This is a genomic window from Brachybacterium sp. sponge, assembly GCF_001613775.1.
Taxonomy (GTDB): domain Bacteria; phylum Actinomycetota; class Actinomycetes; order Actinomycetales; family Dermabacteraceae; genus Brachybacterium; species Brachybacterium conglomeratum.
Window position 1 is genome coordinate 445,195 of the sequence record NZ_LRMP01000002.1, and the last position, 26,728, is coordinate 471,922.

22 protein-coding genes are annotated in these 26,728 nt (G+C 72.2%); 16 read left to right on the forward strand and 6 right to left on the reverse strand.

Translation table 11 applies throughout. From position 1 onward, the window contains the following. Positions 1-5: 5 nt before the first annotated feature. Positions 6-992 carry an NADP-dependent oxidoreductase gene (locus A4A78_RS10050; protein ID WP_029360625.1) on the reverse strand — a complete coding sequence of 329 codons (987 nt, stop codon included), beginning with the start codon at positions 990-992 and terminating at the stop codon, positions 6-8. Positions 993-1,198: 206 nt separating this feature from the next. Between A4A78_RS10050 and A4A78_RS10055 the strand changes: the two genes are divergently transcribed. Beyond that, positions 1,199-2,548 carry a molybdopterin molybdotransferase MoeA gene (locus tag A4A78_RS10055; protein WP_082835289.1) on the forward strand — a complete coding sequence of 450 codons (1,350 nt, stop codon included), beginning with the start codon at positions 1,199-1,201 and terminating at the stop codon, positions 2,546-2,548. Between the two features lie 14 nt (positions 2,549-2,562). On the opposite strand, the gene A4A78_RS10060 is transcribed toward A4A78_RS10055, so the two are convergent. After that, a complete protein-coding gene (locus tag A4A78_RS10060; RefSeq protein ID WP_062948841.1) occupies positions 2,563-2,880 on the reverse strand; it encodes a hypothetical protein in 318 nt (105 codons plus the stop codon). A 266-nt stretch (positions 2,881-3,146) separates the two neighbouring features. On the opposite strand from A4A78_RS10060, the gene A4A78_RS10065 reads away from it, so the two are divergent. From A4A78_RS10065 to A4A78_RS10085, 5 genes are all read left to right on the forward strand, one after another. Next, the gene (locus tag A4A78_RS10065; RefSeq protein WP_040367497.1) at positions 3,147-4,139 is read left to right on the forward strand and encodes an ABC transporter permease; all 993 of its coding nucleotides are present in this window, start codon (positions 3,147-3,149) and stop codon (positions 4,137-4,139) included. Positions 4,140-4,143: 4 nt separating this feature from the next. Beyond that, positions 4,144-5,160 (forward strand): ABC transporter permease, encoded by a 1,017-nt coding sequence (locus tag A4A78_RS10070; protein ID WP_062948843.1) that lies wholly within the window; start codon positions 4,144-4,146, stop codon positions 5,158-5,160. Between the two features lie 9 nt (positions 5,161-5,169). Then, complete coding sequence (locus A4A78_RS10075) at positions 5,170-6,933, forward strand: ABC transporter ATP-binding protein (RefSeq protein WP_062948845.1); 1,764 nt, start codon at positions 5,170-5,172, stop codon at positions 6,931-6,933. 291 nt (positions 6,934-7,224) lie between these two features. Continuing rightward, positions 7,225-8,967, forward strand: a complete 1,743-nt coding sequence (locus tag A4A78_RS10080) for an ABC transporter family substrate-binding protein (RefSeq protein WP_062948847.1) — start codon at positions 7,225-7,227, stop codon at positions 8,965-8,967. 203 nt (positions 8,968-9,170) lie between these two features. Further along, positions 9,171-10,346, forward strand: a complete 1,176-nt coding sequence (locus A4A78_RS10085; protein ID WP_062948849.1) for a ThiF family adenylyltransferase — start codon at positions 9,171-9,173, stop codon at positions 10,344-10,346. 94 nt (positions 10,347-10,440) lie between these two features. Here the strand turns inward: A4A78_RS10085 and A4A78_RS10090 are convergent, their stop codons facing one another. Then, positions 10,441-10,716 (reverse strand): MoaD/ThiS family protein, encoded by a 276-nt coding sequence (locus A4A78_RS10090; protein WP_062948851.1) that lies wholly within the window; start codon positions 10,714-10,716, stop codon positions 10,441-10,443. 10 nt (positions 10,717-10,726) lie between these two features. After that, positions 10,727-11,827, reverse strand: coding sequence for a GTP 3',8-cyclase MoaA (gene moaA / locus A4A78_RS10095; protein WP_062948853.1), 1,101 nt, complete (start codon positions 11,825-11,827; stop codon positions 10,727-10,729). Between the two features lie 311 nt (positions 11,828-12,138). Between moaA and glp the strand changes: the two genes are divergently transcribed. The 4 genes from glp to A4A78_RS10115 all read left to right on the forward strand — a co-directional run bounded on the left by glp (position 12,139) and on the right by A4A78_RS10115 (position 16,186). Then, positions 12,139-13,452, forward strand: a complete 1,314-nt coding sequence (gene glp, locus A4A78_RS10100; RefSeq protein ID WP_062948855.1) for a gephyrin-like molybdotransferase Glp — start codon at positions 12,139-12,141, stop codon at positions 13,450-13,452. Then, a complete protein-coding gene (moaC, locus tag A4A78_RS10105) occupies positions 13,449-13,967 on the forward strand; it encodes a cyclic pyranopterin monophosphate synthase MoaC (protein WP_062948857.1) in 519 nt (172 codons plus the stop codon). Before glp ends, moaC begins: the two co-directional genes overlap by 4 nt. 96 nt (positions 13,968-14,063) lie before the next feature. Further along, positions 14,064-15,278 carry a molybdenum cofactor biosynthesis protein MoaE gene (locus A4A78_RS18305; protein WP_082835290.1) on the forward strand — a complete coding sequence of 405 codons (1,215 nt, stop codon included), beginning with the start codon at positions 14,064-14,066 and terminating at the stop codon, positions 15,276-15,278. A 53-nt stretch (positions 15,279-15,331) separates the two neighbouring features. After that, positions 15,332-16,186, forward strand: coding sequence for a metallophosphoesterase (locus A4A78_RS10115; RefSeq protein WP_062948859.1), 855 nt, complete (start codon positions 15,332-15,334; stop codon positions 16,184-16,186). Positions 16,187-16,319: 133 nt separating this feature from the next. On the opposite strand, the gene A4A78_RS17795 is transcribed toward A4A78_RS10115, so the two are convergent. Continuing rightward, positions 16,320-16,484 (reverse strand): hypothetical protein, encoded by a 165-nt coding sequence (locus tag A4A78_RS17795; protein ID WP_156488602.1) that lies wholly within the window; start codon positions 16,482-16,484, stop codon positions 16,320-16,322. 325 nt (positions 16,485-16,809) lie between these two features. On the opposite strand from A4A78_RS17795, the gene A4A78_RS10120 reads away from it, so the two are divergent. The 6 genes from A4A78_RS10120 (at position 16,810) to A4A78_RS10145 (ending at position 25,158) form a co-directional block, all read left to right on the forward strand. Further along, positions 16,810-18,294, forward strand: a complete 1,485-nt coding sequence (locus A4A78_RS10120) for a hypothetical protein (RefSeq protein ID WP_156488603.1) — start codon at positions 16,810-16,812, stop codon at positions 18,292-18,294. A 180-nt stretch (positions 18,295-18,474) separates the two neighbouring features. Then, the gene (groES, locus tag A4A78_RS10125) at positions 18,475-18,771 is read left to right on the forward strand and encodes a co-chaperone GroES (protein WP_010551191.1); all 297 of its coding nucleotides are present in this window, start codon (positions 18,475-18,477) and stop codon (positions 18,769-18,771) included. Positions 18,772-18,774: 3 nt separating this feature from the next. After that, on the forward strand, positions 18,775-20,364 hold the full coding sequence (gene groL, locus A4A78_RS10130; protein WP_062948865.1) for a chaperonin GroEL: 1,590 nt from the start codon (positions 18,775-18,777) through the stop codon (positions 20,362-20,364). Between the two features lie 371 nt (positions 20,365-20,735). Next, on the forward strand, positions 20,736-23,135 hold the full coding sequence (gene betT / locus A4A78_RS10135; RefSeq protein WP_082835293.1) for a choline BCCT transporter BetT: 2,400 nt from the start codon (positions 20,736-20,738) through the stop codon (positions 23,133-23,135). A 188-nt stretch (positions 23,136-23,323) separates the two neighbouring features. Continuing rightward, positions 23,324-24,022, forward strand: a complete 699-nt coding sequence (locus A4A78_RS10140) for a hypothetical protein (protein ID WP_062948867.1) — start codon at positions 23,324-23,326, stop codon at positions 24,020-24,022. 236 nt (positions 24,023-24,258) lie between these two features. Further along, entirely contained in the window at positions 24,259-25,158 is a 900-nt protein-coding gene (locus A4A78_RS10145) for a pseudouridine synthase (protein WP_231881011.1), read from the forward strand. A 34-nt stretch (positions 25,159-25,192) separates the two neighbouring features. Here the strand turns inward: A4A78_RS10145 and A4A78_RS10150 are convergent, their stop codons facing one another. Further along, positions 25,193-26,602, reverse strand: coding sequence for a hypothetical protein (locus A4A78_RS10150; RefSeq protein ID WP_062948871.1), 1,410 nt, complete (start codon positions 26,600-26,602; stop codon positions 25,193-25,195). Positions 26,603-26,728 lie beyond the last annotated feature (126 nt).

Here is a 26,728-nt window from a genome sequence, read left to right on the forward strand (position 1 = left end):
GTCGCTCAGGCGCGCACGTCCAGGACCAGCTTGCCGCGGGTGTGGCCCTCCTCGAGCCGGCGGTGCGCCTCGGCGATCTGCGCCAGTGGCAGCACCTCGGAGACCTCCAGCGGATAGCGGCCCGAGCGGATGCCCTGCGCGAGGCGATCCAGCCGGTCCCGTCCCGGCACGATCGACGGCACCCGCGCCTCGATACCGCGCTCGAGGGCGGGGGAGAGGTCGGCGAGGCTGGGCAGGGCGACGATGCGGCCGCCGTCGGCGAGCTGGTCCAGGCTCGGCAGGAAGGTCGAGTGGTAGTGGGTGTCCAGCACGACGTCGACGCCGCGCCCGTCGGTGAGGCGCTGGACCTCCTCGGCCCAGTCGCTCGTGTCGTAGGGGATCGGGGTCGCGCCCAGCTCCCGGATCCGCTCGGCGTTCGCGGCGCGGCCGGTGGCGAGCACCTGGGAGGCCCCGGCCTCGAGCGCCATCGGGATCAGCAGCTGGCCCACGCCGCCGGTGCCGCCGTGGATCAGCACCGTCTCGTGCTCGGCGATCCGGGCGGTGTCCTGCACGACGGCGATCGCGGTGAGGCCGACGAGCGCCAGCCCGGCCCAGCGGGGCAGGTCCTCCTCGGCGGTCTCGCCGGGGATCGGGGCGAGGTCGTCGGCCGAGATCGCGATGACCTCGGCGGCGACGCCGCGGGAATCGCTCGGGCCGCGCATGCCGAACACGCGCGTGCCGACGGTGAGGCCGCGCGAGCCGAGCTCCGCCTCGTCCAGGCCGGAGCCCGCGCCGATCACGGTGCCGGCCATCTCACGGCCGGTCCCCGCGGGCAGCGCGAGGTCCTTCGCCCGTCCCGAGGACCCGTCGCGGATCTTGTAGTCCAGCGGGTTCAGCCCCACGAAGCCGACCTGGACGAGGACCTCCTCGGGGCCCGGCTCGGGCACCGGGGCGTCGTGGTGGAGGGTCAGGACCTCGGGGCCCCCGAAGCTGTCGTATCGGATCTCGCGCATGCCCACCATGATGCACCTGCCGCGCCGCTCGTGGCCATGGCTATGGACGGGGGCCGCGACGAAGCGGGCCGGCAGCCGCGATCAGCCCGCCGGGAGCCAGCGACGGTCCCGTCCGCCGCGGCCGGGCATGGGGGATCATGGAGCCTCGCCCGCGGCGACATCGGCCCGCCGCGACCTGCGCCTCGACCCGCCGCAGAAGGAGGACCATGAGCGTCGAGAGACTCTCGCCCTGGCAGTGGCGCGAGGAGATCCTCACCGCGGTCACGCCGCCGCGCTCCGTCGACACCGTCCCGCTCGAGCAGGCCCGCGGCCGGGTGCTCGCCGCCGCGGTGCGCAGCCCGGAGCAGGTCCCGGCGCTGCCGATCGCGGCGATGGACGGCTTCGCCGTACGGAGGGCGGATCTCACCGCGCCCGGCACCACCGTGCTCCCGGTCGCGGCCGAGCTGCCGGCCCGCCCCGGCGAGGTCCCCGACCTGCCCTCGGGCAGCGCCGCCCGGATCATGACCGGCGCCCCCGTGCCCCGCGGCGCCGACGCCGTCGTCGAGGTGGAGGCGACCGACTCCGACCCCTTCGGTCCGGCCCCCGCCGTCGTCGCCCTCGCCCTCGAGAGCCTTCCCGTCCCGGGCCGTCACGTGCGTGGGGCGGGGGAGGAGATCCCGCTGGACGCGCCTCTGGCCCTGGCCGGGGACCGCGTCGGCGCGGGGCTCGTCGGCCTCGCCCGGACGCTCGGGATCGACGCCCTCGAGGTGCTCCGCCCGCTGCGCGTCGCCGTGGTGGTCACGGGCGACGAGCTCACCGCGGACAGCTCCTCCGACCGACCCGGCGCGGACCCCCTGCCGGGCGCGGTGCGCGAGTCCAACGGGACGATGCTCGCCGCCGCCCTCGCCGCCGACGGCGCGCATGCGCTCCCGCCCCGGCACTGCGGCGACGACCCTGCTGACCTGCGGGAGACGCTCGACATCGCGGCGGGTGAGGCCGACCTCGTGCTCACCACCGGCGGAATCGGCCACGGCGCCTACGACGTCGTGAAGCTGCTGCTCGGCGAGCGAGGAGCGGGGACCTCCCGCTTCGTGCATCTCGCACTGCGCCCCGGCGGTCCCCAGGGCCGTGGCACCCTGCCCGGCGGTGTCCCCGTCGTGCACCTGCCGGGCACGCCCGTCGGCGCGCTGGTGGGCTACCACCTGTTCGTGCGCCCGCTGCTGGATCGTGACGGCGCCGCGCCCCGGCGGATGCTCCTGGGCGGGGAGGGGGACGGTCTCCGGCGCGGTCCCGCCGGCACCGTGCACGCCCTGCCCGGGCGGCGGGAGATCGCGGCCGACGGCCGGGAGGTCGTGCACCTCGTGCCGGGTCGGCGGCTCGCCCCCTACGGACGGGCGGACTCGATGGTGCTCCTGGAATCGGAGGGGCCCGACGGCGGCGGGACGGACGACAGCGGGACGGGACCCGACGGCGGCGCAGCGGCTAACGGCTGGACGGAGGCCGACGGCCCGACGGAGGCCGGGAGCGGCGAGCTCGCCAGTGCGCCGGAGCGGAGCGTGCTCGTCCTGGCGCTGTGACGCTCCTGCGTCCCTCAGCGACGCGAGGTGCCAGACTCCTCCAGCTGGCTCCGTCGAGCGTCCTGGGATCGTCGCGTCTGCTCGCGCCGGGCGTGGCGGCGTCGGACGATGTCGCGGGCCCAGGAGGCCATCATCGAGATCGCCGCCCCGAGGGCGAGACCGAGGGACAGGGCGGCGAGCCAGGGGCTGTAGAGGAGCCCGGCGCCCAGGGCCAGGACGAGGGCCCCGAGCCCGATGGGCCACGCGCCGACTCCCCGGTGTCCGAGCAGATCGCTCAGCGCGATCGCGGCGACGATGCCGAGCGCGAGCACGAGCAGGTGCAGAAAGGTCACGATTCGAGCATAGCTTCGCCGCACCCCGTACCCGTGGGTCAGTTTCGTCAAGCCGCGTCCATCGCAGGCGTTATGGTGAGCCGTGCCTGCCGAGAGACCTGGGCCACAACCAGGTCCCGGGCGTACATGGCCGCCGGGTCACGTCGCCGTGACCGAGCGTGGCGCCGCCCCGGTGGGACAGGGCGCGCCCGCGGCGCGCCGACGACGAGACGGATGACGCAGGGAAGGGACCCGACGGATGATCAACAGCGTGTCGAGGGGGAAGCGTGATTAGGTTCGTCTCCCTCAGAGTGCTGACCTACGTGATCCTGGCGTTCGTCGCCACGAGCTTCGCGTACCTCCTGTCCGCCTCGCTCATGCATCCCGAAGAGGTGCTGTACCCGCCGATCGCGACGGAGCCGGTCCCGGCGGCGACCGCCCAGCACTACCTCGACGTGCGCAACGTCAACCCCGACACCCCGCTGTTCGAGCGGTACGCCAACTGGCTCGGCGGCCTCATCCGCGGTGACCTCGGCGTGACCACCGGCACGAACAAGTCGATGGTCCCGGTGCTCGACGAGCTGAAGACCCGGATCCCGATCAGCCTGCGCCTGGTCGTCCTCGGCACCGCGATCGGCACCGTGCTCGGCATCGTCTTGGGCATGCTCGCCGCGGTGCGCCGCGACTCGGTCGGCGACCGCCTCTCGACGCTGCTCGCCTTCTTCATCCTCTCCCTGCCCACCCCGGTGATCATCCTGATCGTCCAGCAGGCCAACCAGGGGATCATGGACCTCTCCGGCTGGGGGCTCCCGGCGATCAACCCGATCAACCCGCTGCTCGAACCGGGCTCCTGGGAGTCCTTCAAGTACCAGGCCAAGGCCCTGGTCATGCCCACGATCGTGCTGGCCGTCACCGCCGCCGCCTCCTACTCGCGGTACATGAAGGTGACGACCCTGGACGTGCTGGGCAGCGACTACCTCCGCACCGCTCGGGCCAAGGGCCTCACCCGCGGCAAGGCGATGAACCGCCACGGCCTGCGGATGGCGCTGATCCCCATGGGCCAGTACTTCGCCTTCGCCGTCGGCGGCGCGTTCTCCGGCTCGCTGTTCGTCGAGCTGATGTTCAACTGGCAGGGCATCGGCCGCTTCGCGATCTCCGCGATCCAGATGGCCGACGTCAACGGCACCGCCGGCGTCGTCCTGTACACGGCGATCCTGACCCTGCTCTCCGCCACCTTCGCAGACATCCTGCAGGGTGCGCTCGACCCGAGGATCCGGTGACACGATGACGAACCCCAACGACATCCGCGGCACCGAGGACGCCTCCAAGCTGCGCCGGTCCACCGATCCCGAGGCGAATCCCGTCATCGGCTCCGGGGTCGACGACCCCGACCTGCAGGACGCCCAGCTCGACGAGAGCGCCGGCCCGGCGATCGAGTCGCTCAGCCGCGGCGAGCTCCTGCGGCGCCGGTTCCTGCGCAACCCGAGCGCATGGATCGGCATGGTCATCTTCGCGGCGCTCGTGCTGATGGCGATCATCGGCCCGATGGTCTACCAGTACGGCCCGTTCGAGCGGGACCTGCGCAACGCCCTGACCGGCCCGAGCCCGTACCACTGGTTCGGCGTGAACGAGAACGGGCTGGACATCTTCGCCCGGACGATGCAGGGCCTGCGCATCTCGCTGGTCATCGGCATCGGCACCGCGGTCCTGACGACCTTCCTCGCTCTCCTCGTCGGCATTGTCGCCGGGTACGTGAGCCACAAGGGGAAGTGGGGCGCGTTCGTCGACGGCGCCCTGGTGAACCTCATCAACCTGTTCCTGGTGATCCCCTCGATCCTGCTGCTGATGCTGTTCAGCCCCGCGCTGCAGCAGGCGAGCTGGCTGTGGATGATCCCGCTGCTGGCGGGCTTCGCCTGGATGCTCACCGCCCGTGTGCTGCGCGCGATGACCCAGCAGCTGGTGCGCACCGAGTACGTCGAGGCGGCCCGGTTCATGGGCGTGAACCCGATCGTCACCATGACGCGGCACATCATCCCGAACATCGCCAGCTGGATCATCATCGACACCACGCTCGGCGTGAGCGCCGCGATCCTCGGCGAGACCGGACTGTCGTTCATCGGCTTCGGCATCCAGTACCCGCAGGTGTCCCTCGGCACCGTCCTGCAGGACTACAACATCTCCGCCCCCTACACCTGGATCCCGCCCGCGGTGGTGCTGGCCGCCCTGGTCATCTCCATCAACCTGATGGGCGAAGCGCTGCGCGACGCCCTCGACCCGACCAGCGGCTCCAGCCGGATCTGAGGAAGAAGAATGTCCGAACCGATCCTTTCCGTACGGGACCTGAACGTCTCCTTCCCCTCCGAGTACGGGACCGTGCGCGCCGTCCAGGACCTCAGCTACGAGGTGCACAAGGGCGAGGCCCTCGCCATCGTCGGCGAGTCCGGCTCCGGCAAGTCCGTCAGCTCCCTGGCCGTGATGGGCCTGCTCCCGCGCACGGCCACCATCAGCGGCGAGATCGAGATGCTCGGCCACAGGATGTTCGAGCTCGACGACAAGCAGCTCTCGCGCCTGCGCGGCAACACGATCTCCATGGTCTTCCAGGACCCGCTCTCGGCGCTCACGCCGGTGTACCGGGTGGGGGACCAGATCGCCGAGGTCGTGCGGATCCACCATCCCGAGGTCTCTAAGGTCCGCGCCCGCCAGCGGGCCGAGGAGCTGCTGGACGCGGTGGGCATCCCCGAGCCCGGTCGTCGTGCGAGCCAGTACCCCCACGAGTTCTCCGGCGGCATGCGCCAGCGCGCGATGATCGCGATGGCGATCGCGAACGAGCCGGAGCTGATCATCGCCGACGAGCCCACCACCGCCCTGGACGTGACGATCCAGGCGCAGGTGATGGACCTGCTGAAGTCCGCGCAGGAGCTCATCGGCGCCGCGACGGTGCTGATCACCCATGACATGGGCGTGGTCGCGGGCTTCGCCGACCGGGTCCTGGTCATGAAGGAGTCGCGGATGGTCGAGCTCGGCACCGTCGACGAGATCTTCTACAGCCCCCGCGAGAAGTACACGCAGGACCTGCTGGCCGCCGTCCCGCGGGTCGACGCCGGCGAGGCGGGCGAGTCCCGCAGCGTCGCCGGCTCCGCGATGCAGAAGCTCGCCGACCTCGGCGAGGACCGGCCGCCGCGCGAGGAGCTGCCGACTGTGCTCGAGGTCGAGGACCTGGCGAAGGTCTTCCCGATCACCAAGGGCGCGATCGTGCGCCGGAAGATCGGCGAGCAGCGTGCCGTGGACGGCATCTCCTTCGACATCCGCGAGGGGGAGTGCCTGGCGCTGGTCGGCGAGTCCGGCAGCGGGAAGACCACCACGCTGATGGAGATCATGCAGCTGCGCACCCCGCAGGAGGGGGTCATCCGCATCGGCGGCACGGAGACCGGCGCGCTGACCCGCGCGGAACGGGCGTCGCTGCGCTCCGACATCACGGTGGTCTTCCAGGACCCGATGGCCTCCCTCGACCCCAGGATGCCGATCGCGGACATCATCAAGGAGCCGATGCGCGTCCAGGGCTACAGCAAGGAGCGCATGGACGAGCGGGTGGACTGGCTGCTGAAGATGGTGGGCCTGCTGCCAGAGCATGCTGCGCGCTTCCCCACCGAGTTCTCCGGCGGCCAGCGACAGCGCGTCGGCGTGGCCCGTGCGCTGGCCTGCGACCCGAAGCTGATCATCCTCGACGAGCCCACCTCGGCGCTGGACGTCACCGTCCAGGCCGGCGTGCTCGCGATGCTCGCCGACCTCCGGGCGCGCCTCGGGGTGAGCTTCCTGTTCGTCTCGCACGACCTCTCCGTGGTCCGCCACATCTCCGACCGCATCGCCGTGATGCAGAAGGGGAGGATCGTCGAGCTGGGCGACACCGAGGAGGTCTTCACGAACCCGCAGCATCCCTACAGCAAGGAGCTGCTCTCCGCGGTGCCGATCCCGGACCCCGAGGTGGCTCGCTCGCGGCGGCGAAAGGCCATCGACCGCAAGGCCTTCGAAGGAACTTTCGGCGGCTTCCTCGCGGACCGGGAGGACTCCCAGTGACCCTTCCCTGACCAGGGAGGACGCTTGAGACGACGGGCGGCGCTCACAGTGCGCCGCCCGTCGTCGGCGCGCCGGGAGAGGGGCCGTGCCGGGTCGGTCGCGGACAGATGCCCTGCATGTTGCGAACGGGTAACAAGGGCGTTCCTGGTCCGCGTCGGGAACTCGCCGGTGACAGACTGCTCACACCGGCGAGAAGGGCGCGACCACGGTGGTCAACGCCGACCACATCTGCCGGGACAGTGCATCCAGCGGGCTCGATGATCTCGAGGACCGTGAGCGAAGGAGATTCATATGCGTGTGACGCGGCGTTCCATCCTGGGGGCGACGGCTCTGACCGTCTCGATGACCGCGCTGGCGGCGTGCAGCCAGGACCCGGGGACCGGCGGCAGCGGCGGCGCCTCCGACGGCGGCGGCGAGGGCGAGCAGATCGCCTCCGACCAGAACGACATCAACCCCAAGGAGCGCGAGGAGATCGGCGAGGGCGGCGTCCTCCGCCTGGCCAATAATGCGTTCCCCGCGAACTGGAACCCGTTCCACTCCGACGGCAACGAGGCCAACACCTCCGACATCCTGCGGACGATCTTCCCGCTCGAGGTGTGGTGGTCGAACGCTGCCGGTGAGGTCTCCGCGAACCCGCACTACACCAAGCGCATCGAGCTGACCTCCGAGGATCCGCAGGTCATGGAGATCGAGCTCAACGAGGGCATGAGCTGGTCCGACGGCACCCCGATCGACTACAAGTCGATCGAGAACGTCTTCAAGGTCATGGACGGCTCCCAGGAGGAGTACGCGATCGCGTCCTCCGAGGGCTACAACAAGGTCGAGAAGATCGAGCAGGGCGACAGCGACCTGATCGCAGTGATCACCTTCAAGGAGAAGTACGCCGACTGGATCGGCCTCGCTGCGGTCATGCCGGACTCCCTCGCCGAATCGGCCGAGGCCTTCAACACCGGCTGGCTCGAGGGGCCGCAGGTCACGGCCGGCCCCTTCAAGATCGGCAAGATCGACTCCGGCAACAAGACCGTGCTGGTCGAGCCCGACGAGAACTGGTGGGGCGACAAGCCGTTCCTCTCGCAGGTCCTGTTCACCACCATCGAGGATCCGGCCGCGACCGCGACCAGCTTCCAGAACGGCCAGCTGGACGTCATCGAGACCACCGTCCCGGCGACCTACTCGGTGGTCGAGCCGCTGATCGGCAACGGTGCGGTGCTCCGTCAGGCCGCCGGCCCGAACTGGACCCACATCACCCTCAACGGCGCCGAGGGCCGGCCGCTGGCCGACCAGGCCGTGCGCCAGGCGATCTTCCGTGCGATCGACCGCGAGGAGGTCTTCCTCTCGGTCAACGCCACGATGCCCTACCCGGAGAACACCGAGCCGCTGAACAACCACCTCCTGATGACCAACCAGGAGGGGTACCAGGACAACGCCGGCGACCTCGGCAGCTACGACCCCGAGGCCGCGAAGAAGCTGCTCGAGGACGCGGGCTACACCCTGGAGGGCGAGGGCGAGAGCCTCGTCGCCTCCAAGGACGGCACGCCGATCGAGATCACCTACGTCTACAACGACGGCTCGAAGACCAACGAGGCCGTGGTCCCGGTGGTCCAGGAGCAGCTCAAGGCTGTGGGCATCACCATGAAGGTCCAGAAGGTTCCGCCGACGGACCTCTTCTCGAAGTACGTCATCCCCGGCGAGTTCGACCTCACCCTCTTCGGCTGGGTCGGCAACCCGTTCCTCTCCTCCGGCGACTCCATCTGGAAGTCCGAGGGCGAGCAGAACTTCGGCAAGGTCGGCGATCCGGACACGGACAAGCTCATCGACCAGGCAGCCGTCGAGACCGACCCGGCCGCGCGCCTCGAGCTGATCAACCAGATCGACGCGAACCTGTGGGAGCTCGCCGGGGTCGTCCCGCTGTGGCAGTCCTACGACTTCTTCGTCCAGAACGAGGACCTCGCGAACTTCGGCGCGTGGGGCTTCGAGCGGCCGGACTGGACCAAGATCGGTTACGTGACGGGTTCCGCCAAGCTCGAAGGCTGAGCGGACGCACCCTGAGGACGGGGCCCCGGGCGGAGACGCCCGGGGCCCCGTCCCCGTTCGTGGGGCCGGCCCTGACCTGACCGGCGGAAAACGGACCTCGTGGGCCGAGCCCGGAGCCTGGACCCCCGGTCTCGTGGCGGCGCGCCCGGTGTCTGCGGGACCGAGGTCGCACCTCACCGCGGGACGTGGGGGAGACTGGGCCCATGAGCTCCGCCGACCTGCCCGTCCCCGTCCCGCCCCGGATCCGCGACCGCGCCGTGCCGGCTGACCGGCCCGCGGCGCAGCGGCACGATCTCGGCCGGTACCTGCGCCAGATGCGACTGCCGCAGCTGGGCGAGACCGGTCAGCGCCGCCTCGCCGGGGCACGGGTCGCGGTGATCGGCGCGGGCGGGCTCGGCGCCCCGGCCCTGACCTATCTCGCGGCGGCGGGGATCGGCGAGATCACCCTGTTCGACCCCGACACCGTCGACGCGACGAACCTGCATCGGCAGGTGCTGTTCACCGAGGCGGACCTCGGCCGTTCCAAGGCCGTCGCCGCCGCCGAGCACCTGCACGCGCAGTCGCCGCAGGTCTCGGTGCGCGCCGTGGTCGAGACCCTCACCCCCGCGAACGCCCTCGAGCAGCTCGAGGGCCACGACCTCGTCCTGGACGGGACCGACAACTTCCCCACCCGCTATCTCGCCTCCGATGCCTGCGAGATCCTCGACCTGCCGCTGGTGTGGGGCTCGATCCTCGCCTTCTCCGGACAGGTCAGCGTGTTCTGGGGCGCAGGCGGGCGCGGCGTCACCTATCGCGACGTCCACCCTGTCCCGCCGCGGCCCGGCGAGGTGCCCAGCTGCGCGGAGGCCGGGGTGCTCGGGATGCTCTGCGGCGTGATCGGCTCGACCATGGCGATGGAGGCCGTGAAGGTGCTCGCCGGGATGGGCGACGTGCTCTTCGGGCGACTCGCACTCTACGACGCGCTGCGCGCCCGCTGGGACGAGCTGCCGCTGGTCCGGGACCCGCAGCGGCTGCCGGTCACGGAGATCGAGGACGTGATGCTCACCTGCGGGCTGCCGGGGCCGACGGGCCCTGCCCGCGACGAGGTCACCGCCGAGGAGCTGCCCGCCCTGCTCGCGGCCGGGACGAGGGTGATCGACATCCGCGAGGAGCGGGAGCTTGCCGAGGGCGGCATGGTCGCCGGCGCCGAGCACCTCCCGATGGGGGAGCTGCTGCGCGGTGCCGATCACGAGGTCGCGGGCGCGGTGCTGTACTGCGCGGCGGGCAAGCGCTCGGCGAGCACGCAGAGGGCGCTCGCAAAGCGGGGGATCCGGGTGCGCTCGCTCACGGGCGGCTTCGACGGGCTGGCCGGCAGCGAGGTCGAGATCCAGCGGCTCTGACACGGCCCGGCAGGGCGCGACCCCTGCCGCCGGGCAGGACCCGGGCTCAGCTGTCAGGAAGTGCCCGGGCTCAACGGTCGGGCAGCGTGCGGGCTCAGCCGCCGGCGAAGGGCGGGAGCACGTCCACGCGCGAGCCGGGGGCGAGCACGCGGCCGTGATCGGTGCAGGCCACGCCGTCGACCAGGAGGCTCGAGCGACCGATCACCCGGGCCGCCTCAGGGGTCGCACCTGCGGTGAGGGCCTGGACGAGCTCGCCCACGGTGCGGGCGCGCACGGTCGCGTCGTCGGCCCCCAACTCGGCGGCGGCGCCCGCGAAGAGGCGCACCGCGATCTCGGGTGCGGAGGCGTCGGTGGCTGCGGTGTCGGTCATCGGGTACTCCTCATCCGCCGATCGCGCTCATCGGGCGCTCCGGCTGCACGAAATCGGCTCGGTCCATGCCGTGGCCTGCCTTCTTGCCCCACTGGGCGGCGCGCCAGATCTCGGCGATCGCCTCGTCATCCGCTCCCGAGCGCAGGGCGGTGCGCAGGTCGGTCTCCTCGCGGGAGAACAGGCAGGTGCGCACGCGGCCTTCGGCGGTCAGGCGGGTGCGGCGGCAGTCGGCGCAGAAGGGGCGCGTCACCGAGGCGATGATCCCCACCCGGCCTCGGTGCTGGCCGGTGGCGCGGTCGGCGACCTCGTACAGCTCGGCGGGCGCGCCGTCGCGCGGCTCGGCGACCGGGGCGAGCGCATATCGGGGCGCGAGCATCTCGTGCACGTCCCCGGCGGTGATCATGGTCGAGCGCTCCCAGCGGTGGTCCGCGTCCAGCGGCATCTGCTCGATCACCCGCAGCTGCAGGTCCCGCTCGAGGCACCAGTCCAGCAGATCGGGCAGCTCGTGGTCGTTGATCCCGGGCATCAGCACCGCGTTGACCTTGATCGGGTCCAGGCCCGCCGCGCGCGCCCCGTCGATCCCGGCGAGCACACGGTGCAGCAGGGGCCTGCGGGTGAGGCGCTCGAAGGTCTCCGAGACCACCGAGTCGAGCGAGACGTTGATCCGGTCGAGCCCCGCTTCCCGCAGCCGCTCCGCCCGATGGTCCAGGCCGATCGCGTTGGTGGTCAGGGAGATGTCGGGGCGGCGCTCCAGCGAGGCAACCCCGGAGATGATCTCCTCGAGATCGGGCCGGGTCAGCGGCTCCCCGCCGGTGAAGCGGACCTGCTCGATGCCGAGCCGCTCCACCCCGATGCGCACCAGGCGCACGATCTCCTCGACCGAGAGCAGCTGGTCCTTCTTGAGGAACACCATCCCGGACTCGGGCATGCAGTAGGTGCAGCGCAAGTTGCAGAAATCGGTCAGCGACAGGCGCAGGTCCGTGGCCTCGCGTCCGAAGCGGTCCGCGAGCGCCGGAGTGTCCGGTCGGTCGGTGGTGTCCGGGAGCGCGTCGGCCGCCTCGTCGGTGCGGCGCGGCACCGGGATGCCGAGGGAGACCCGTCGGGACGACATGCGCGCACCTCCTGCTCAGCGGCCCGGCAGCTCCGGGGTCCCTCCAGGATAGGACGACTCGGCGGGGCGGGGGCGGGACCTCGGGGTGGGACCGGGCACTGACGCGACACAGACCGGGCACGGTCCAGGCGCTGACCGGACGCGGACCGGGTCAGGGCCGAAGCCGGACCGGGTAAGGGCGGAGTCTGGAGCGGGCCGGACGGGGGAGGGGCCCGCGCGTCCGGAGTCCGGTCGGGCAGCGGCGGTCGCGAGCGCCATACTGGAGGGGACCAGGACGGGCCGATGAGGCACAGGAGAAGGAGGTCCGAGCGATGACCCGTGCGCAGCGCAGCCCGCTGGCCGACCACGTGGCCGACGCCGTCGCGCTGCTCGCCGCCGTGCGGGTGACCGAGCCGGTCGCGCTGGACGGCCGGGCCGTCGGCCGTGTCGCCGCCCGGCCGCTGCGCTCGCACGTGGACGTGCCCGGGGTGGACAACTCGCAGATGGACGGCTTCGCCGTCGCGTCGGCCGATCTCGCGGGCCCCGGCGCCGCGGTGACGCTCCCGCTCGGGCCGACGATCGCGGCCGGCGATGCGCCGGGCCGACTCGAGCCCGGGCAGGCACGGCCGATCATGACCGGTGCGCCGGTCCCGGACGGCGCGGACCTCGTGATCCCGGTCGAGGAGAGCGCCCAGGGGCGCTTCGACTTCGGCGGCGCGGGTGCCGAGGGAGGCGGAGCGGGTGCCGGAGGAGCGGACTCCGCGCACGGCACGGACTCGGAGACCGTGACGCTCACTCCGGCCGATGCCGCCCCCGGCCGCTTCGTGCGCCGCCGCGGTTCCGACACCCACCGCGGCGACACCGTGCTGCGCGAGGGGCAGATGCTCACCCCCGCGCGGATCGCGCACCTCGCCGCCTGCGGCCTGAGCGAGGTCGAGGTGGGTGCGCCGGTGCGGGTCGTGGTGCTCTCGACCGGGTCCGAGGTGCGCGTCCCCTCGGGTGCGGAGCCCGCCCCCGGCACCCTCCACGACGCGAACGGACCCGGACTCGCCGCCGCGCTCACCGAGGCGGGCGCCGAGGTGGTCCACCGCGGCGCCGTACCCGACGACGCGACCCTGCTGCTGGAGCGACTGCGCGACGAGGTCCTCGCGCACGACGCCGACCTGATCGTCACCAGCGGCGGCGTGAGCATGGGTGCCTTCGAGGTGGTGCGCCACGCCGCCGAACTGCCCGGGACGACCCTCGCCTTCCCCACCCTCGCGATGCAGCCCGGCGGCCCCCAGGGCATCGGCACCCTCGAGGTGGACGGGCGGCGCGTGCCCTGGCTCGCCTTCCCCGGCAACCCGGTCTCCGCGCTGCTGAGCTGCGAGCTGATCGCCCGCCCCGCCCTCGGCGCGCCGCCGCGCCGGCGGCTGCGCCTGCCCGTCCGCCTCGAGGCCGAGGAGTCCTCGCCCGAGCACCTGGAGCAGTACCGTCGGGCGAGGGTCCTGCCCTCCGGGCACGTGCGCCTGGTGGGCGGCGCGTCCTCGCACCTGATCGGCGGGTACGCCGCGGCCGATGCGCTCGCGATCGTCCCCGTCGGCACCGCCGTCGTGCGCGACGGCGACCTGCTCGAGACCCTGCTGATCCCCGGAGGAGACTCATGACCACCGCCCCCGACCCCGCCGGCCGGTCGACCGACGCGGGCGAGCTCTCGCACGTGCGGGCCGACGGCACCGCCCACATGGTCGACGTGACCGCCAAGCAGGTCACCTCCCGCGAGGCGACCGCCCGCGCCGTCCTCGTCACCCGGGAGGACGTGGTGGCCCGGATCGCGAGCGGCGACCTGCCCAAGGGCGAGGCGCTCGCCACCACGCGCCTGGCCGGGATCATGGGCGCCAAGCGCACTGCCGAGCTGATCCCGCTGTGCCATCCGCTGCCGCTGACCGGCATCGAGGTGGACCTCGACCCGCGCGGGGACCGCGTCGAGATCACCGCGAGGGTGCGCACCAAGGGCGTCACCGGTGTGGAGATGGAGGCGCTGACAGCGGCGAGCACCGCGGCGCTGACCCTCTACGACATGATCAAGGCCGTGGACCACCTCGCCGTGATCGAGGAGATCCGCGTGCTCGCGAAGTCCGGCGGGAAGAGCGGGGACTGGCGCCGTGAGGACCAGGGATGACCGCGCGCGACCGGCGAGGGCCGCGCATGACGAGCGATGGCCGTGCATGACCAGCGATGACTGCGCGCCACCAGCGATGACGCAGGAGGAGGAACGATGAGGCAGATGCCCGCCCGGCGCACCGACGAGGACTGCACGGTGCGCGAGGATCCGGACGCGCCGCCGCTCCTGCACGGCAGCGCCCGGATCGTCATCGCCTCGACCCGCGCGGCCGACGGCACCTACGAGGACCGCACCGGCCCGCGGCTCGAGCGATGGCTGTGCGGTCGGGGCCTGACCCCCGTCGAGAAGCAGGTCGTGGCCGACGGCCCCGAAGTGGGGCGCGCGCTCGCCGAGGCGATCGCCGACGGGGTCGACGTGGTCATCACCTCCGGCGGCACCGGCATCAGCCCCACCGACGTCACCCCCGAGCAGACCGCACCGCTGATCGAACGGGAGATGCCCGGGATCCTCGAGGCCGTGCGCCGCCGGGGCGAGTCGGCGAAGGCCACCGCCCTGCTCAGCCGCGGCATCGCCGGCATGGCGGGACGGAGCTTCGTGGCGAACCTGCCCGGCTCCCGCGGCGGGGTGAAGGACGGCATCGCCGTGATCGACCCGCTGCTGGACCACCTGCTCGAGCAGCGCGACGGCGGGGACCACGGGCCGGAGAGCAGGGCGAGGGCCGACGGGGCCGACGACTCGGCCGGCTCGGCCCGCGCCGCCACGACCACGGCGGCGATGAGCGGGACCGACCCGATCGCGGAGGCGACGGATCCGGCGACCCCGTCGGACCAGTCCGATCCCACCCGCGGTACGACCGCCTTCCCGGCGGTCGGCGCCGACGAGCGCGGCGACGCCCAGGCCCAGGGGCTGCGGATCGCGGGCGACCCCGCGATGGGGGAGGCCCCGCAGCGGGTGCGCCATGCCGCGGTCGGCACCGAGGAGATCACCGTGGCCGCCATGGCGGAGGCAGTGGCCGACCCGCGCTGCGGCGCCGTGGTCACCTTCGACGGCGTGGTGCGCGACCACGACGGCGGGCGCGGCGTGGACCGGCTCGAGTACACCTCCCACCCCTCCGCCCCCGCCGTGATCGCCGAGGTCGCCGCCGAGATCGCAGAGCGCTATCCGGACGTCCTCGTCGCGGTCGCCCATCGCGTCGGCCCCCTCGCCATCGGCGACTCCGCCCTCGTGTGCGCGATCGCGGCCCCGCACCGCAAGCAGGCCTTCGTCGCCTGCGACGAGCTCGTGGACACCGTCAAGCTGCGCGTCCCGATCTGGAAGCACCAGGTCTTCGACGACGGCGCGAGCGAATGGGTGGGGGCGCTGGGCTGAACCCGGTCGACTCCGACACCTGCGCGACACCTGCGGCCGCTACCGTTCCCGGCATGCGCATCCTGCACCTGACCGACACGCACCTCTACGGCGATCCGTCCGCCCGCCACTACGACCGGATCGACACCACCGCGGCCCTGCGCGGGCTCCTGGCCCGTCTGGAGGGCCTCGCGGACATCGACGCCGTGGTCCACACCGGCGACGCTTCCGAGGACGGCACCGCCGAGAGCTACCGCCTGCTCCACGAGATCCTCGACCCCTTCGCCGCCGCGCTCGACGCGCCGCTCGCGATCGTCATGGGCAACCACGACGTCTCCGCCGTCTACGGCGAGGCGGTCGTCCCGGGCGAGCGGACCGCGCTGAGCCAGGACCGGGTCGTGCCGCTCGCCGGCGGGGCCCGCGTGGTCGTGCTCGACTCGAGCGTCCCCGGCGCCGGCTACGGCCACCTCGATCCCGAGCAGATGGACTGGCTGCGCGGCGTCCTCGCCGAGCCTGCGCCCGGCGGGACCGTGCTCGCGATCCACCACCCGCCGCTCGTCGCGGCGACCCCGCTGCTGCGCGGACTCGACCTCGACGGGCTCGACGAGCTCGCCTCGGTGCTCGACGGCTCCGACGTGCGGATCGTGCTCTCGGGCCACTACCACCACGAGATGACCGGCGAGATCGCCGGGATCCCGGTGCACGTCGCCCCCGGGATCACCAACGTCGTCGACCCCGTCGGGGCGGGCGCGGACGAGCAGTCGCTCGCCCTGTCCGGCGTGAACCTGGTGGAGCTGGGGGAGGGGACGCCGCGCGTGGTCAGCTCGGTGTTCCCGAACGCCGGCGACACCCTCGCCGATGCGGAGCGCCCGGTCTACCGCTTCACCCCCGAGCAGGTCGCGCAGATCCTCGAGGCCGCCGGGCGCTGACCGGCGGGACCTCGCCCGGCCGCTCCGAGCCCGGGCACTGAGTGGCCTGGCGCCCGCGCCATGCACGACGCCCCTGCAGGCACGGCCTGCAGGGGCGTCGTCGTCGGCGGCGCAGGGCGCGCGCCGGGGGAGATCAGTAGCCGAAGCCGTAAGGGCGGATGCCCTGGGAGCCGTGACGGGCGACGGAGGCGGTGGCATCGGCGCGATGGTCGCGGTGCGCGCCCGCCTCGACGATGTCCTGCGCGAGCTGGTCGTCGCGGCGACGGAGGGCGGAGCGGAGGGTGCGGATGAAGGCCATGGAGAATCTCCTCGGGTTCGGAGGGGCGTGAGCGGTGCGGACGGGCCCTGGATCGCAGGTGCGCCGTCGGTCTCGACATCCCCAGTCCTATCGCGCGCGCAGGGGCGGCGTCACGCCTCCGGGGACGACAAGTTATCGGATTCACAAAAAGGGTGTGACCTGGGCATCTCTCGAGCCCTTCGGAGGTGCGGGCACCGTCCTTCGGGGGTGCGGGCGCCGTCCTTCGGGGGCGCGGGGGCCGAGGTCGCCGGAGCCGGAGGCCGCAGCGCTCCGAGAACCCGGACGTCGGCCCCGTCGACTCCCCGGGGTGGGCGAGAATCGGGACATGACTTGGGGGAGAGACGGTCGGTCGGGCGCGCGCCGCGCGGACTCCGGGACGCCCGTGCCCCGATGGATGCGCGGATGGCTCGACGAGACCTTCCTCTGGGTCGCCGCCGGGCAGCTGCTCCTGGCGCTCGGCGTCCCGCGGGAGTCGGTGCGACGCCTCGGCGTGCTGCAGGAGATCCTCGAGGAGTGCCGCGAGGTGCAGCGGGCCCAGGGCGTCGAGGTCCGACGACTCGAGGAGGTCACCACCCTCGAGGAGCTCGACCTGGTGCTCGGGGCGGGCGACGACGGGACCATGACCTTCGGGCTCGGGGGCCTCGACGCCGACCCCGAGACGTTTGCACAGCTCCAGGAGCACCTGCCGGCCACGACGCTCGCGCGCTGGATCGAGGACGGCGCCGGGGTCGTCCTCGACCTCGCCGAACAGGTCCTCGACGCTCTGCTCCGCCGGCGCGTGCGCACCGAGCTGATCGGCATGGACCACCGGGTCGCCGCCGAGCAACTCCGCACGATGCAGGACCGGCTCGCCGCACTGGACCTGCCCGCGCTGGGGCGGGCGGGATACGAGACGCTCATCCCCCGACTCGAGCAGACGGTCCGGGAGCTGGACCGGATGGACCCCGGAGGGCTGCTCGAGGTGCAGTCGGTGCTGCCGCGACCGGGGGAGGTGGGGCGGATCCTCGACGTCCTCGACGACCTGCCGCGGGAGACCCGCGACCGGCTCATCCCGATCCGGGCCCTGCGCTCCCGTCTGGTCCTCGCACCGCTGCTCACTCGCCTCCTCGCCGAGAACCGCGCGGGCCGGGGTGATCCGGACGCGCCCGCGGCATCCGTCGCCGCCGCGGAGATCGACGCGCAGCGGGTCGCGGAGGGGGAGGCGCGGGCCCGGCGAGCGGAGTGGGAGGCGCGGCAGTCTGAGCGTCGCGAGCTCGGTCGCCGCGCGCTCCGGTTCGGCAGGACCCGCATCGCGATCCAGGCCGCGGCCATGCTGGTGGTCCTCGCGACCGGGATCCAGGTGGGGGTGCTGGGCATCGATCCGGACTGGGTCGGGGATCTCGCGATCCCGCGGATCGGGATCGTCTCGTCGGCGGCGCTGCTGCTGTCCCTGATCGTGATCGGCGCGCTCTCCGGAGTCGCGGAGCTGGCGGAGTCAGGGAACGTCGTGCACGAGCGTCCGCTCGCTCGGCGCAGGGCCCGCACGCTCCACGGCTGGGGAGCGTGCGGCGGCCTCCTGCTGATCCTCAGCTGCCTCGGTGCACTGCTGCTGGCCCCGGGCTCCTTCCTGCGGGGCGGCGAGTGGTACCGCGAGGCGTACGGTGATCGCGTCCTCTCGCTGACCACCGCCGGGCTGGATCCTGGGATCGCGCTGATCATCGGGGTGTTCGCGGCCGCGGCTCTCGGCCTTCTCCTCGGCGTCCTCCTGTCGCGTGGCCTGCGGCGACGCGTGCAGCGCGACGCGTCGAGCCGGCACCCGGCTCAGATCTAGCACTCGCCTTGCGTGAGTGCCAGCCGTCGTCCTAGAGTGAGCGCCGTTGGCAGTCGATGGCCGAGAGTGCCAGAAGCTGCCGCGAGGGACCCGTCCCGGTCGGCACCGCGACGACGATCGGACCCGGGCCCCGACCCCGAACTCATACAGAGTCAGTCTCTTCATGAAGGAGTGAGCCGCATGTCGGTCTCCATCAAGCCCCTCGAGGACCGCGTCGTCGTCAAGCCGCTCGAGGCGGAGCAGACCACCGCCTCCGGCCTGGTCATCCCGGACACCGCGAAGGAGAAGCCCCAGGAGGGCGAGGTCGTCGCCGTCGGCGCCGGTCGCTTCGACGACAAGGGCGAGCGCGTCCCCATGGACGTCAAGGTCGGCGACAAGGTCGTCTTCTCCAAGTACGGCGGCACCGAGCTCAAGTACGGCAACGAGGAGTTCCTGGTCCTCGGCGCGCGCGACATCCTCGCGATCATCGAGGCCTGATCCATGGCCAAGGAGATCCTGTACAACGAGGACGCGCGCCGTGCGCTCGAGCGGGGCGTGGACAAGCTCGCCAACACCGTCAAGGTGACGCTCGGGCCCAAGGGCCGTAACGTCGTCCTCGACAAGAAGTGGGGCGCCCCCACCATCACCAACGACGGCGTGACCATCGCCCGTGAGATCGAGCTCGAGGATCCCTACGAGAACCTCGGCGCTCAGCTCACCAAGGAGGTCGCGACCAAGACCAACGACGTGGCCGGCGACGGCACCACCACCGCCACCGTCCTCGCCCAGGCCATCGTGCACGAGGGTCTGCGCAACGTCGCCTCGGGCGCGGCGCCCGCCGCCCTCAAGCGCGGCATCGAGAAGGCCGTCGAGGCCCTCTCCGAGAAGCTCGGGGAGATCTCGACCCCGGTCGACGGCAAGGCCCAGATCGCCTCGGTCGCCTCGGTCTCGAGCCAGGACCGCGAGATCGGCGACCTGCTCGCCGAGGCCTTCGACAAGGTCGGCAAGGACGGCGTCATCACGGTGGAGGAGTCCTCCACCACCGCGATGGAGCTCGACTTCACCGAGGGAATGCAGTTCGACAAGGGCTTCATCTCCCCGCATTTCGTCACCGATGCGGACCGCCAGGAGGTCGTCCTCGAGGACGCGCAGGTGCTGCTGCACCAGGGCAAGATCTCGGCCGTGGCCGACATCCTCCCGCTGCTCGAGAAGGTGGTGGAGAGCGGCAAGCCGCTGTTCATCATCGCCGAGGACGTCGACGGCGAGGCCCTGTCCACGCTGGTCGTCAACAAGATCCGCGGCGCCTTCAAGGGCGCGGCCGTCAAGGCGCCCGCCTTCGGCGACCGCCGCAAGGCCATGCTCCAGGACATCGCCGTGCTCACCGGCGCCCAGGTCATCACCTCCGACCTCGGCCTGGACCTCAAGACCGTCGACACCGACGTGCTCGGCCACGCCGGCCGCGTCGTCGTCACCAAGGACTCCACCACCATCGTGGGCGGGGCCGGCGACGACCAGGCCGTGGCCGACCGCGTCGCGCAGATCCGTGCCGAGATCGAGAACACCGACTCCGACTGGGATCGCGAGAAGCTCCAGGAGCGCCTCGCGAAGCTGGCCGGCGGAGTGTCCGTGATCAAGGTCGGGGCTCACACCGAGGTGGAGCTCAAGGAGAAGAAGATGCGCATCGAGGACGCGGTCTCCGCGACCCGCGCTGCCATCGAGGAGGGCATCGTCGCCGGCGGCGGCTCCGCCATCGTGCAGGCGTCCTCCGTGCTGGTCGACGACCTCGGCCTGACCGGTGACGAGGCCGTGGGCGTGCGCGCCGTGGCCCGTGCGGTCGTCGAGCCGCTGCGCTGGATCTCCGAGAACGCGGGCCTCGAGGGCTACGTCGTCGTGGAGAAGGTCAAGGAGGCGCAGGTCGGCACCGGTCTGAACGCCGCGACCGGCGAGTACGTCGACCTGGTCTCCGCCGGCATCATCGACCCGGTCAAGGTCACCCGCTCCGCCCTGCGGAACGCGGCCTCGATCGCGGGCATGGTGCTGACCACCGAGACCCTGGTCATCGAGAAGAAGGACGAGGACGAGGAGGCCTGATCCTCCGAGTCGACGATCGGCGTCCGCCGATCGCGTCCGACCCGACGGGGCGGGCGGTGCGGGGAGACCCGCGCCGCCCGCCCCGTCGTCGTGCGGGCACCGGCGGCGCGGAGGCCCACGGCTCCTCCGTCCCCGATGCGGCGGCTCTGCCGTGCGGCGACCCGCATCGCCCCCGTGCCCGATGTGACCGATCTCGGTTGCCGACAAGTTGTCGTTCAGACAATTTTCATCTACCGTGACAGAGCCGGGTACCGGTGGGACACAGTGGACCCACACACCGCCCGGATGCCTCGGGAGCCGCCGCGCGGCCCGAGGTCGTGTGCGAACCTCCGGTACCGGCCCACCGTCGCCGAACCGTCTTGGAGGAGCGCATGCAGGAATCGAGCACGCCGCCGAAGCCCGAGGACCATCCCGAGGGCACGTCCGGATCCGCAGATCCCTCCCAGGAGCAGAACCCCCGCCAGCAGCTCGACGGCGAGCGCGCGGCGGGCGAGATCGCCCGGGGGAAGCTCGGCGCCGAGCCCCGTCGCGAGAGGCGGGTGGAGCGCGAGGCCAAGCGTGCACCGGTGAAGAAGGAGGACCTCACCAGGGGGCCGGAGGACCTCACCCAGTACCGCCGGGAGGAGCGTGAGCAGCGGGAGAGGCGCGAGCAGGTCGAGACGCTCGAGCCGAGCGCGCCGCGCGAGGAGCTCGAGCCGGAGGCCGCCGCCGAGCCCGCGACCCGCCGCGGCCCGCGCGTGAACTGGGTCGTGTTCCTGACCTCGTCGGCGATCATCCTGGCCTTCTCGCTGTGGACGATCCTCGCCCCGCAGATGGCGGCCGACACGATGCTGCAGGTCGTCACCTGGATCTCCGCTAACCTCGGCTGGTTCTACGTGCTCACCGTGACGCTCGTGATCCTGTTCGTGCTGTGGGTGGCGCTGTCCAAGGAGGGCGGCGTGCGGCTCGGGCCGGACCACTCCCGCCCCGAGTACAACCTCTTCACCTGGGTCGCGATGCTCTTCGCCGCGGGCGTCGGCATCGACATGCTCTTCTACTCGGTCACCGGACCGATCTCCCACTACATCGATCCGCCGAACGCCGAGCCCGGCTCCGCCGCCGCGCTCCAGGACTCCGTGATCTGGACGATGTTCCACTACGGCGTGGCCGGCTGGTCGATGTACTCCCTGCTGGGCATGGCCATGGGCTACTTCGCCTACCGCTGGGGGATGCCCCTGTCGATCCGGGCCGCGCTCTACCCGCTGCTGGGCAAGCGCGTGCGCGGCGCCGCCGGCAACGTCATCGACATCTTCGCCCTCGTCGGCACCGTCTTCGGCGTCGCGACCTCGATGGGCATCGGCGTGGTGCTGCTGAACGTCGGCTTCTCCTGGCTGTTCGGCCTGCCCCAGGGGCTCGGCCTGCAGATCGCGCTCGTGATCGTCGCCGTCGTGATGACCATCGCCGCCTGCACCTCCGGCGTCGACAAGGGCATCCGCCTGATCTCCGAGCTGAACCTCTGGAGCGCCGGCGCGATGCTGCTGTACATCCTCGTGACGGGGAAGACCTCCTTCCTGCTCAACGCCATCGTCGAGAACATCGGCCGCTTCGTGGCGACCCTGCCCGAGCGCACGCTGCAGACCATGGCCTACGAGCCCGGGGGCTCGGACTGGATGGCCGGGGCGACCCTGTTCTTCTGGGCCTTCTGGCTGGCCTGGGGCCCGTTCGTGGGCATGTTCCTGGCCCGCATCTCCCGCGGCCGCACCCTGCGCGAGTTCGTGCTCGCCGCGATCACCGCGCCGGTGCTGTGCGACCTGCTGGTCGTGACGATCTTCGGCAACAGCGCCCTGTCCGTCGTGCTCGAGGACACCCCGGCCTCCCGCGCCTTCGCGCAGCTGGCGATCGACAGCCCCGAGGCGGGCTGGTACGCGCTGCTGGAGATGTTCCCCGGCGCCGCCTTCCTGATCGGCCTCGCGACCCTGTCCGGGCTGCTGTTCTACCTCACCAGCGCCAACTCCGGCGCCCTGGTGATGAGCAACTTCTCCTCCACCATCCCCGACCCGGAGCAGGACGGCGCGAAGTGGCTGCGCATCTTCTGGGCGCTGCTGACCGCGCTGCTGACCATCGCGATGCTGACCGCGGGCGGCGTGACCACGATGGAGTACGCGACGCTGATCTTCGGGCTGCCCGTCACGGTCGTCGCCTACCTGGTGATGGCGAGCTTCTCGAAGGCGCTGCGGATGGAGCGCGCCGACCGCGAGGGCCGCGTGCTGCGACGCTCCGACGTCACCGCCCACGGCGGCTACGCGCCCGAGAAGTCCTGGCGCCAGCGCCTGGCGAACATGCGCTCCTACCCGAGCGTCCGGTCGGTCGCGCAGTTCTCGACGCAGACCGTCGCCCCGGCCCTCGAGGACGTCTCGCGCGAGTTCGTCGAGCAGGGCTATGCGGCGGAGATCGCCCAGGAGATCGACGAGGAGAACGGTATCGCGATCAACACGCTCGTGATCCGGATGGGGGAGGAGCGCGACTTCCTCTACCGCGTCGCCCCGGTCCCGACGCCGGTGCCGACCTTCGGCGCCCGCCAGGCGCAGGAGCGCACCACCTACCAGCGCCTGGAGGTGTTCACGCAGACCGGCGCGGAGGGCTACGACGTCGACGGGCTCACCCGCCAGCAGATCATCAACGACGTGCTGGACCGCTACGAGAACCACGTGCAGTACCTCAGCTACGCCGCGGAGGTCGGCGGGGCGAGCGTGCTCACCCCGTCCACGCACGGCGCGGTCCCGACCTCCTGAGGGAGGAGGATCCGGCCGCTCCGGCCCTGCCGTGACGTGCCCGTCGGCCCTGGTCCCACCAGGGCCGACGGGCACGTCCGTTCCTCGGGTCAATCCGCTCGCCCGTCCGGTGCGAGTCCTAAGATGAGCGGACCCGCCCGGGATGCGCCGGGACCGTCCTGGGAACGAGAGTCGGAGGAGCCGTGGTGATGAGCACGCCGGACACGCTGCCCCCGGCCGCCGGAGGGGACCTCCCCACGCGGACCTACGGGCCGCCCGCCGCCGTGGTGATCGGCTCGCTGATCATCGGCCTCGTGTTCACCGTCGTGCTCGAGTTCCTCGTGATCATCAGCTTCGTCGGTCAGCGGCTCTGGCGCCATCCGGAGCTCATGCACGATGCCCTGTTCACCCTCCCGCTGGTGCTGTGGGTGCTGGTCGCCGTCGTCTCGAGCGTGATGACCCTGCGGGTGGTGACGCTGTGGCTGCAGCTGGACGAGGACGGCTTCGAGCTGCGCAGCCTCTTCCGTCCCACGCGCAGGGCCCGCTGGGACGAGGTCGGCTCCGTGATCGCGGTGCGGGACATCGCCCGCGGCTCCGGTCCCACGGAGATGCTCGACCCGCCGGAGACCGCCTACGACGGCGTCTACGTGCTGGACCGCCAGGGTCGACGGCTCCTCGCCGTGTCGAGCCGCTTCTTCGGCGAGAGGGCTCAGCGGATGGCGCTGCAGCGGGCCCGCGAGGCGGGGATCCGCATCGAGCACATCGATGCGATCACCCCCGCCGAGCTGAGGCGCGAGGCCCCGCAGGCGCTGACCTTCGTGGACCGCCACCCCACGCTGCTGCTGCTCGCGCTGCTGGCGTTCTACATCGGCCACAACGTGCTGACCTTCGCCGTGTGGGGGCTGTGACGCCGCAGGGCCCGCCGTCGTCAGGGCTGTCGGCGTCAGGCTCGCCACGGGAGGATCAGTCGGGCGCGGGGCCGACGGGCCCGGGGTCGACGGGCGGGCCGGGGGAGGAGCGCCGGCCCGGCCGCGCCGCCCGCCGCCGCGCCCGACGGCTCCCGCCCCCGCTGCCGCAGCGGGACGGTCTGGATGCGGTGCGCTGGCTCGTGCCGCGGGACGCGCCCGTCGGACCGGCGGCCTCGATGCTCCTCGCACGCTTCCCCGCCCTCGCGGACCCGGCCGCCACCCCGCTGGCCGAGCGCTTCGCCGCCGGGGAGGTGGTCGACGCCCGCGGGCGCGCGTGGGCGGCCGACGATGCCGTCGGCGCCGGCGACGAGCTGTGGTTCCACCGCGAGCTGCGCGCGGAGGAGGTGCCGGCCGAGCCGCTGCCGATCCTCTTCCGCGACGAGCACCTGCTGGTGATCGACAAGCCCCATGACGTGGCGACCATGCCCCGCGGGGCCCATGTGCTCGCCAGCGCCCTGGTCCGCCTGCGCCGCGACACGGGGATCGAGCAGCTGGTGCCGCTGCACCGCCTGGACCGTCGCACCGCCGGGGTGCTCGCGTTCGGGGTGCGTCCCGAGGAGCGCAGCGCCTATCAGCAGCTCTTCGCGAGGCGCGAGGTCGACAAGCGCTACGAGGCGCTCGTCGTGCCCGATCCCGGGTGCACGCTGCCGCAGACCGTCGGGGAGCGGGCCGAGCTCGCGGACCGGATGGAGAAGCGGCGCGGCGAGCTCACAGCGAGGCTCGTGCCCGGCCCGCCGAACGCGCACACCGAGCTCGAGGTGCTCGCCGCACGCAGGCAGGGAGCGGACGGCGCCGGGGAGGCCGGCACGACGGAGGACGGGGCTTCGGGGGCCTGCTCTGCGGAGGGCCGTGCGCTGCTGCTGGGGCTGCGCCCCCGCACCGGACGCACCCACCAGCTGCGCCTCCAGCTCTCCTCCCGCGGCGCCCCGATCGCCGGCGAGGACCTCTACCCCGAGCCCTGCCCGGAGCCGGCCGGGCCGCTCCGACTGCTGGCCCGCTCGCTCGCCTTCACCGATCCGGTGACCGGGCAGGCGAGGGAGTTCCGCAGCGGGCGCCGGCTCGCCGCCCTCGAGTGAGGAGGAGTGCGGACCGACGAGAGCGCCGTGCTGATCAGCTGTTCGCGCCCTGAGGCTTGAGAGTGACCTCGGTCAGCTCGAGGGTCTTCGAGATGCTCTCCGGCTCCCCGTCGGTGTGTTCGCGCATGTAGTTCGTGATCTCGTCCTGCACCGGCACGGCCTTCACGTCGACGGACGCCGCGATCGTGATCTCCTCCGCATCGGCAGGGACGTCGAGCACGAGGCTCGCGACCGTCCCGAGGTTCTCGAAGTCGCCGTCGGCGCGCGGGGCGAGGTCGATGCTCTTGGGGTCCACCGCGACCTCCTCGCCGTCGGCCGTCACCGAGAGCGAGGCCAGCGAATACGTCTTGTCGTGGTAGCGGACGGTGTCGCCGTCGTTCGCGAACTGGATGTCGGACTCGAAGGAGAGGTCCATGAACATGCGGTCCTTGCCGTCGGCCGCCCAGCCCTCGCTCTCGCTCCAGGAGGTCGTGCCGCCGTCGAGGCGGAACCTGTACGAGGCCGACTCGCCCTTGCTCTCGTCGCCGATCAGCTCCCGCTCGGGGGCGTTGACCGGTTCGAACTGCCGGGCGGAGAACGGCCTGCCGCCGACGAGCTCGCCGGTCGCGAGGTCGTACTCCTGGGTGTTGCCGTCGTACTCCACGGCGATCACGGCGTCGGAGCCGTCTCCCTCGACCGCGATCGCGCTGGTCTCCTCGGGCACGTCGATCTCCTCGCCGCCGACTGTCAGCACCGCCTTGCTGGTGGGCGATGTGGGCACGCCCTGGTGACCCTGGCGGGAGACGCCCACCGTGATCAGGGAACCGCCCTCGGGCGCGCCGACGGGGTCGGTGGCCGGCCCGACCTGGGGCACCACCCCGAGGGTCGTGATCGAGTACGTCGCATCGACCGTGACCAGCTCGTACGGCTCCTCGACCGCCTCGATCTCCTCGGTCCCCAGCGGGATCACCTGCCCCATCTCCGCGGGCGGAGCCGACGGCGGCTCGACCTGCTGATCCAGATCCGCCTCGGTGCCCTCGGCATCGACCGGGACCGAGTTCGGGTTCGCGGTGCCGAGGTCCCAGGCAGGCTCCTGGTCGAGCACCAGTCGCACGGAGTCGTCCTTGGTCTGCATCGCCGAGAGCGGTGCGACCACCCACTGGGTGGCCTCCGCCCCCATGAAGGCCATCGGGCCGCAGAGGAGCTCCTCGCCCACCAGCTCGTCGTCGGCGACCTGGAGATAGCAGCCCGCATCCTCGGGGATCGCCACCTCGACGCCCTCGGAGGTCATCGCGGAGCGCCAGGTCTCGGTCATCGTCGCGAGCGACTCCTCGACCTCGTGCAGCGGCTTGCCCTGGAACCGCCAGCCGGACGTCGGCCCGGAGCATCCCGAGACCACGAGCGCTGCGGCCAGCGCCCCGATCACAGCGGTCCGACCACGGGCGGTGCGCACGCGTGCGCTCATACGGCATTCCCCCTCGGCGCGCTCGCCACGGGCCCCTCCCGCCCGGCGCGCTCGCTGAGACGACAGTAGCCCAGAACGCATCGGCCGACGACGACTGTCCACAACCGCTGCAGAAAAGGGCCGGTC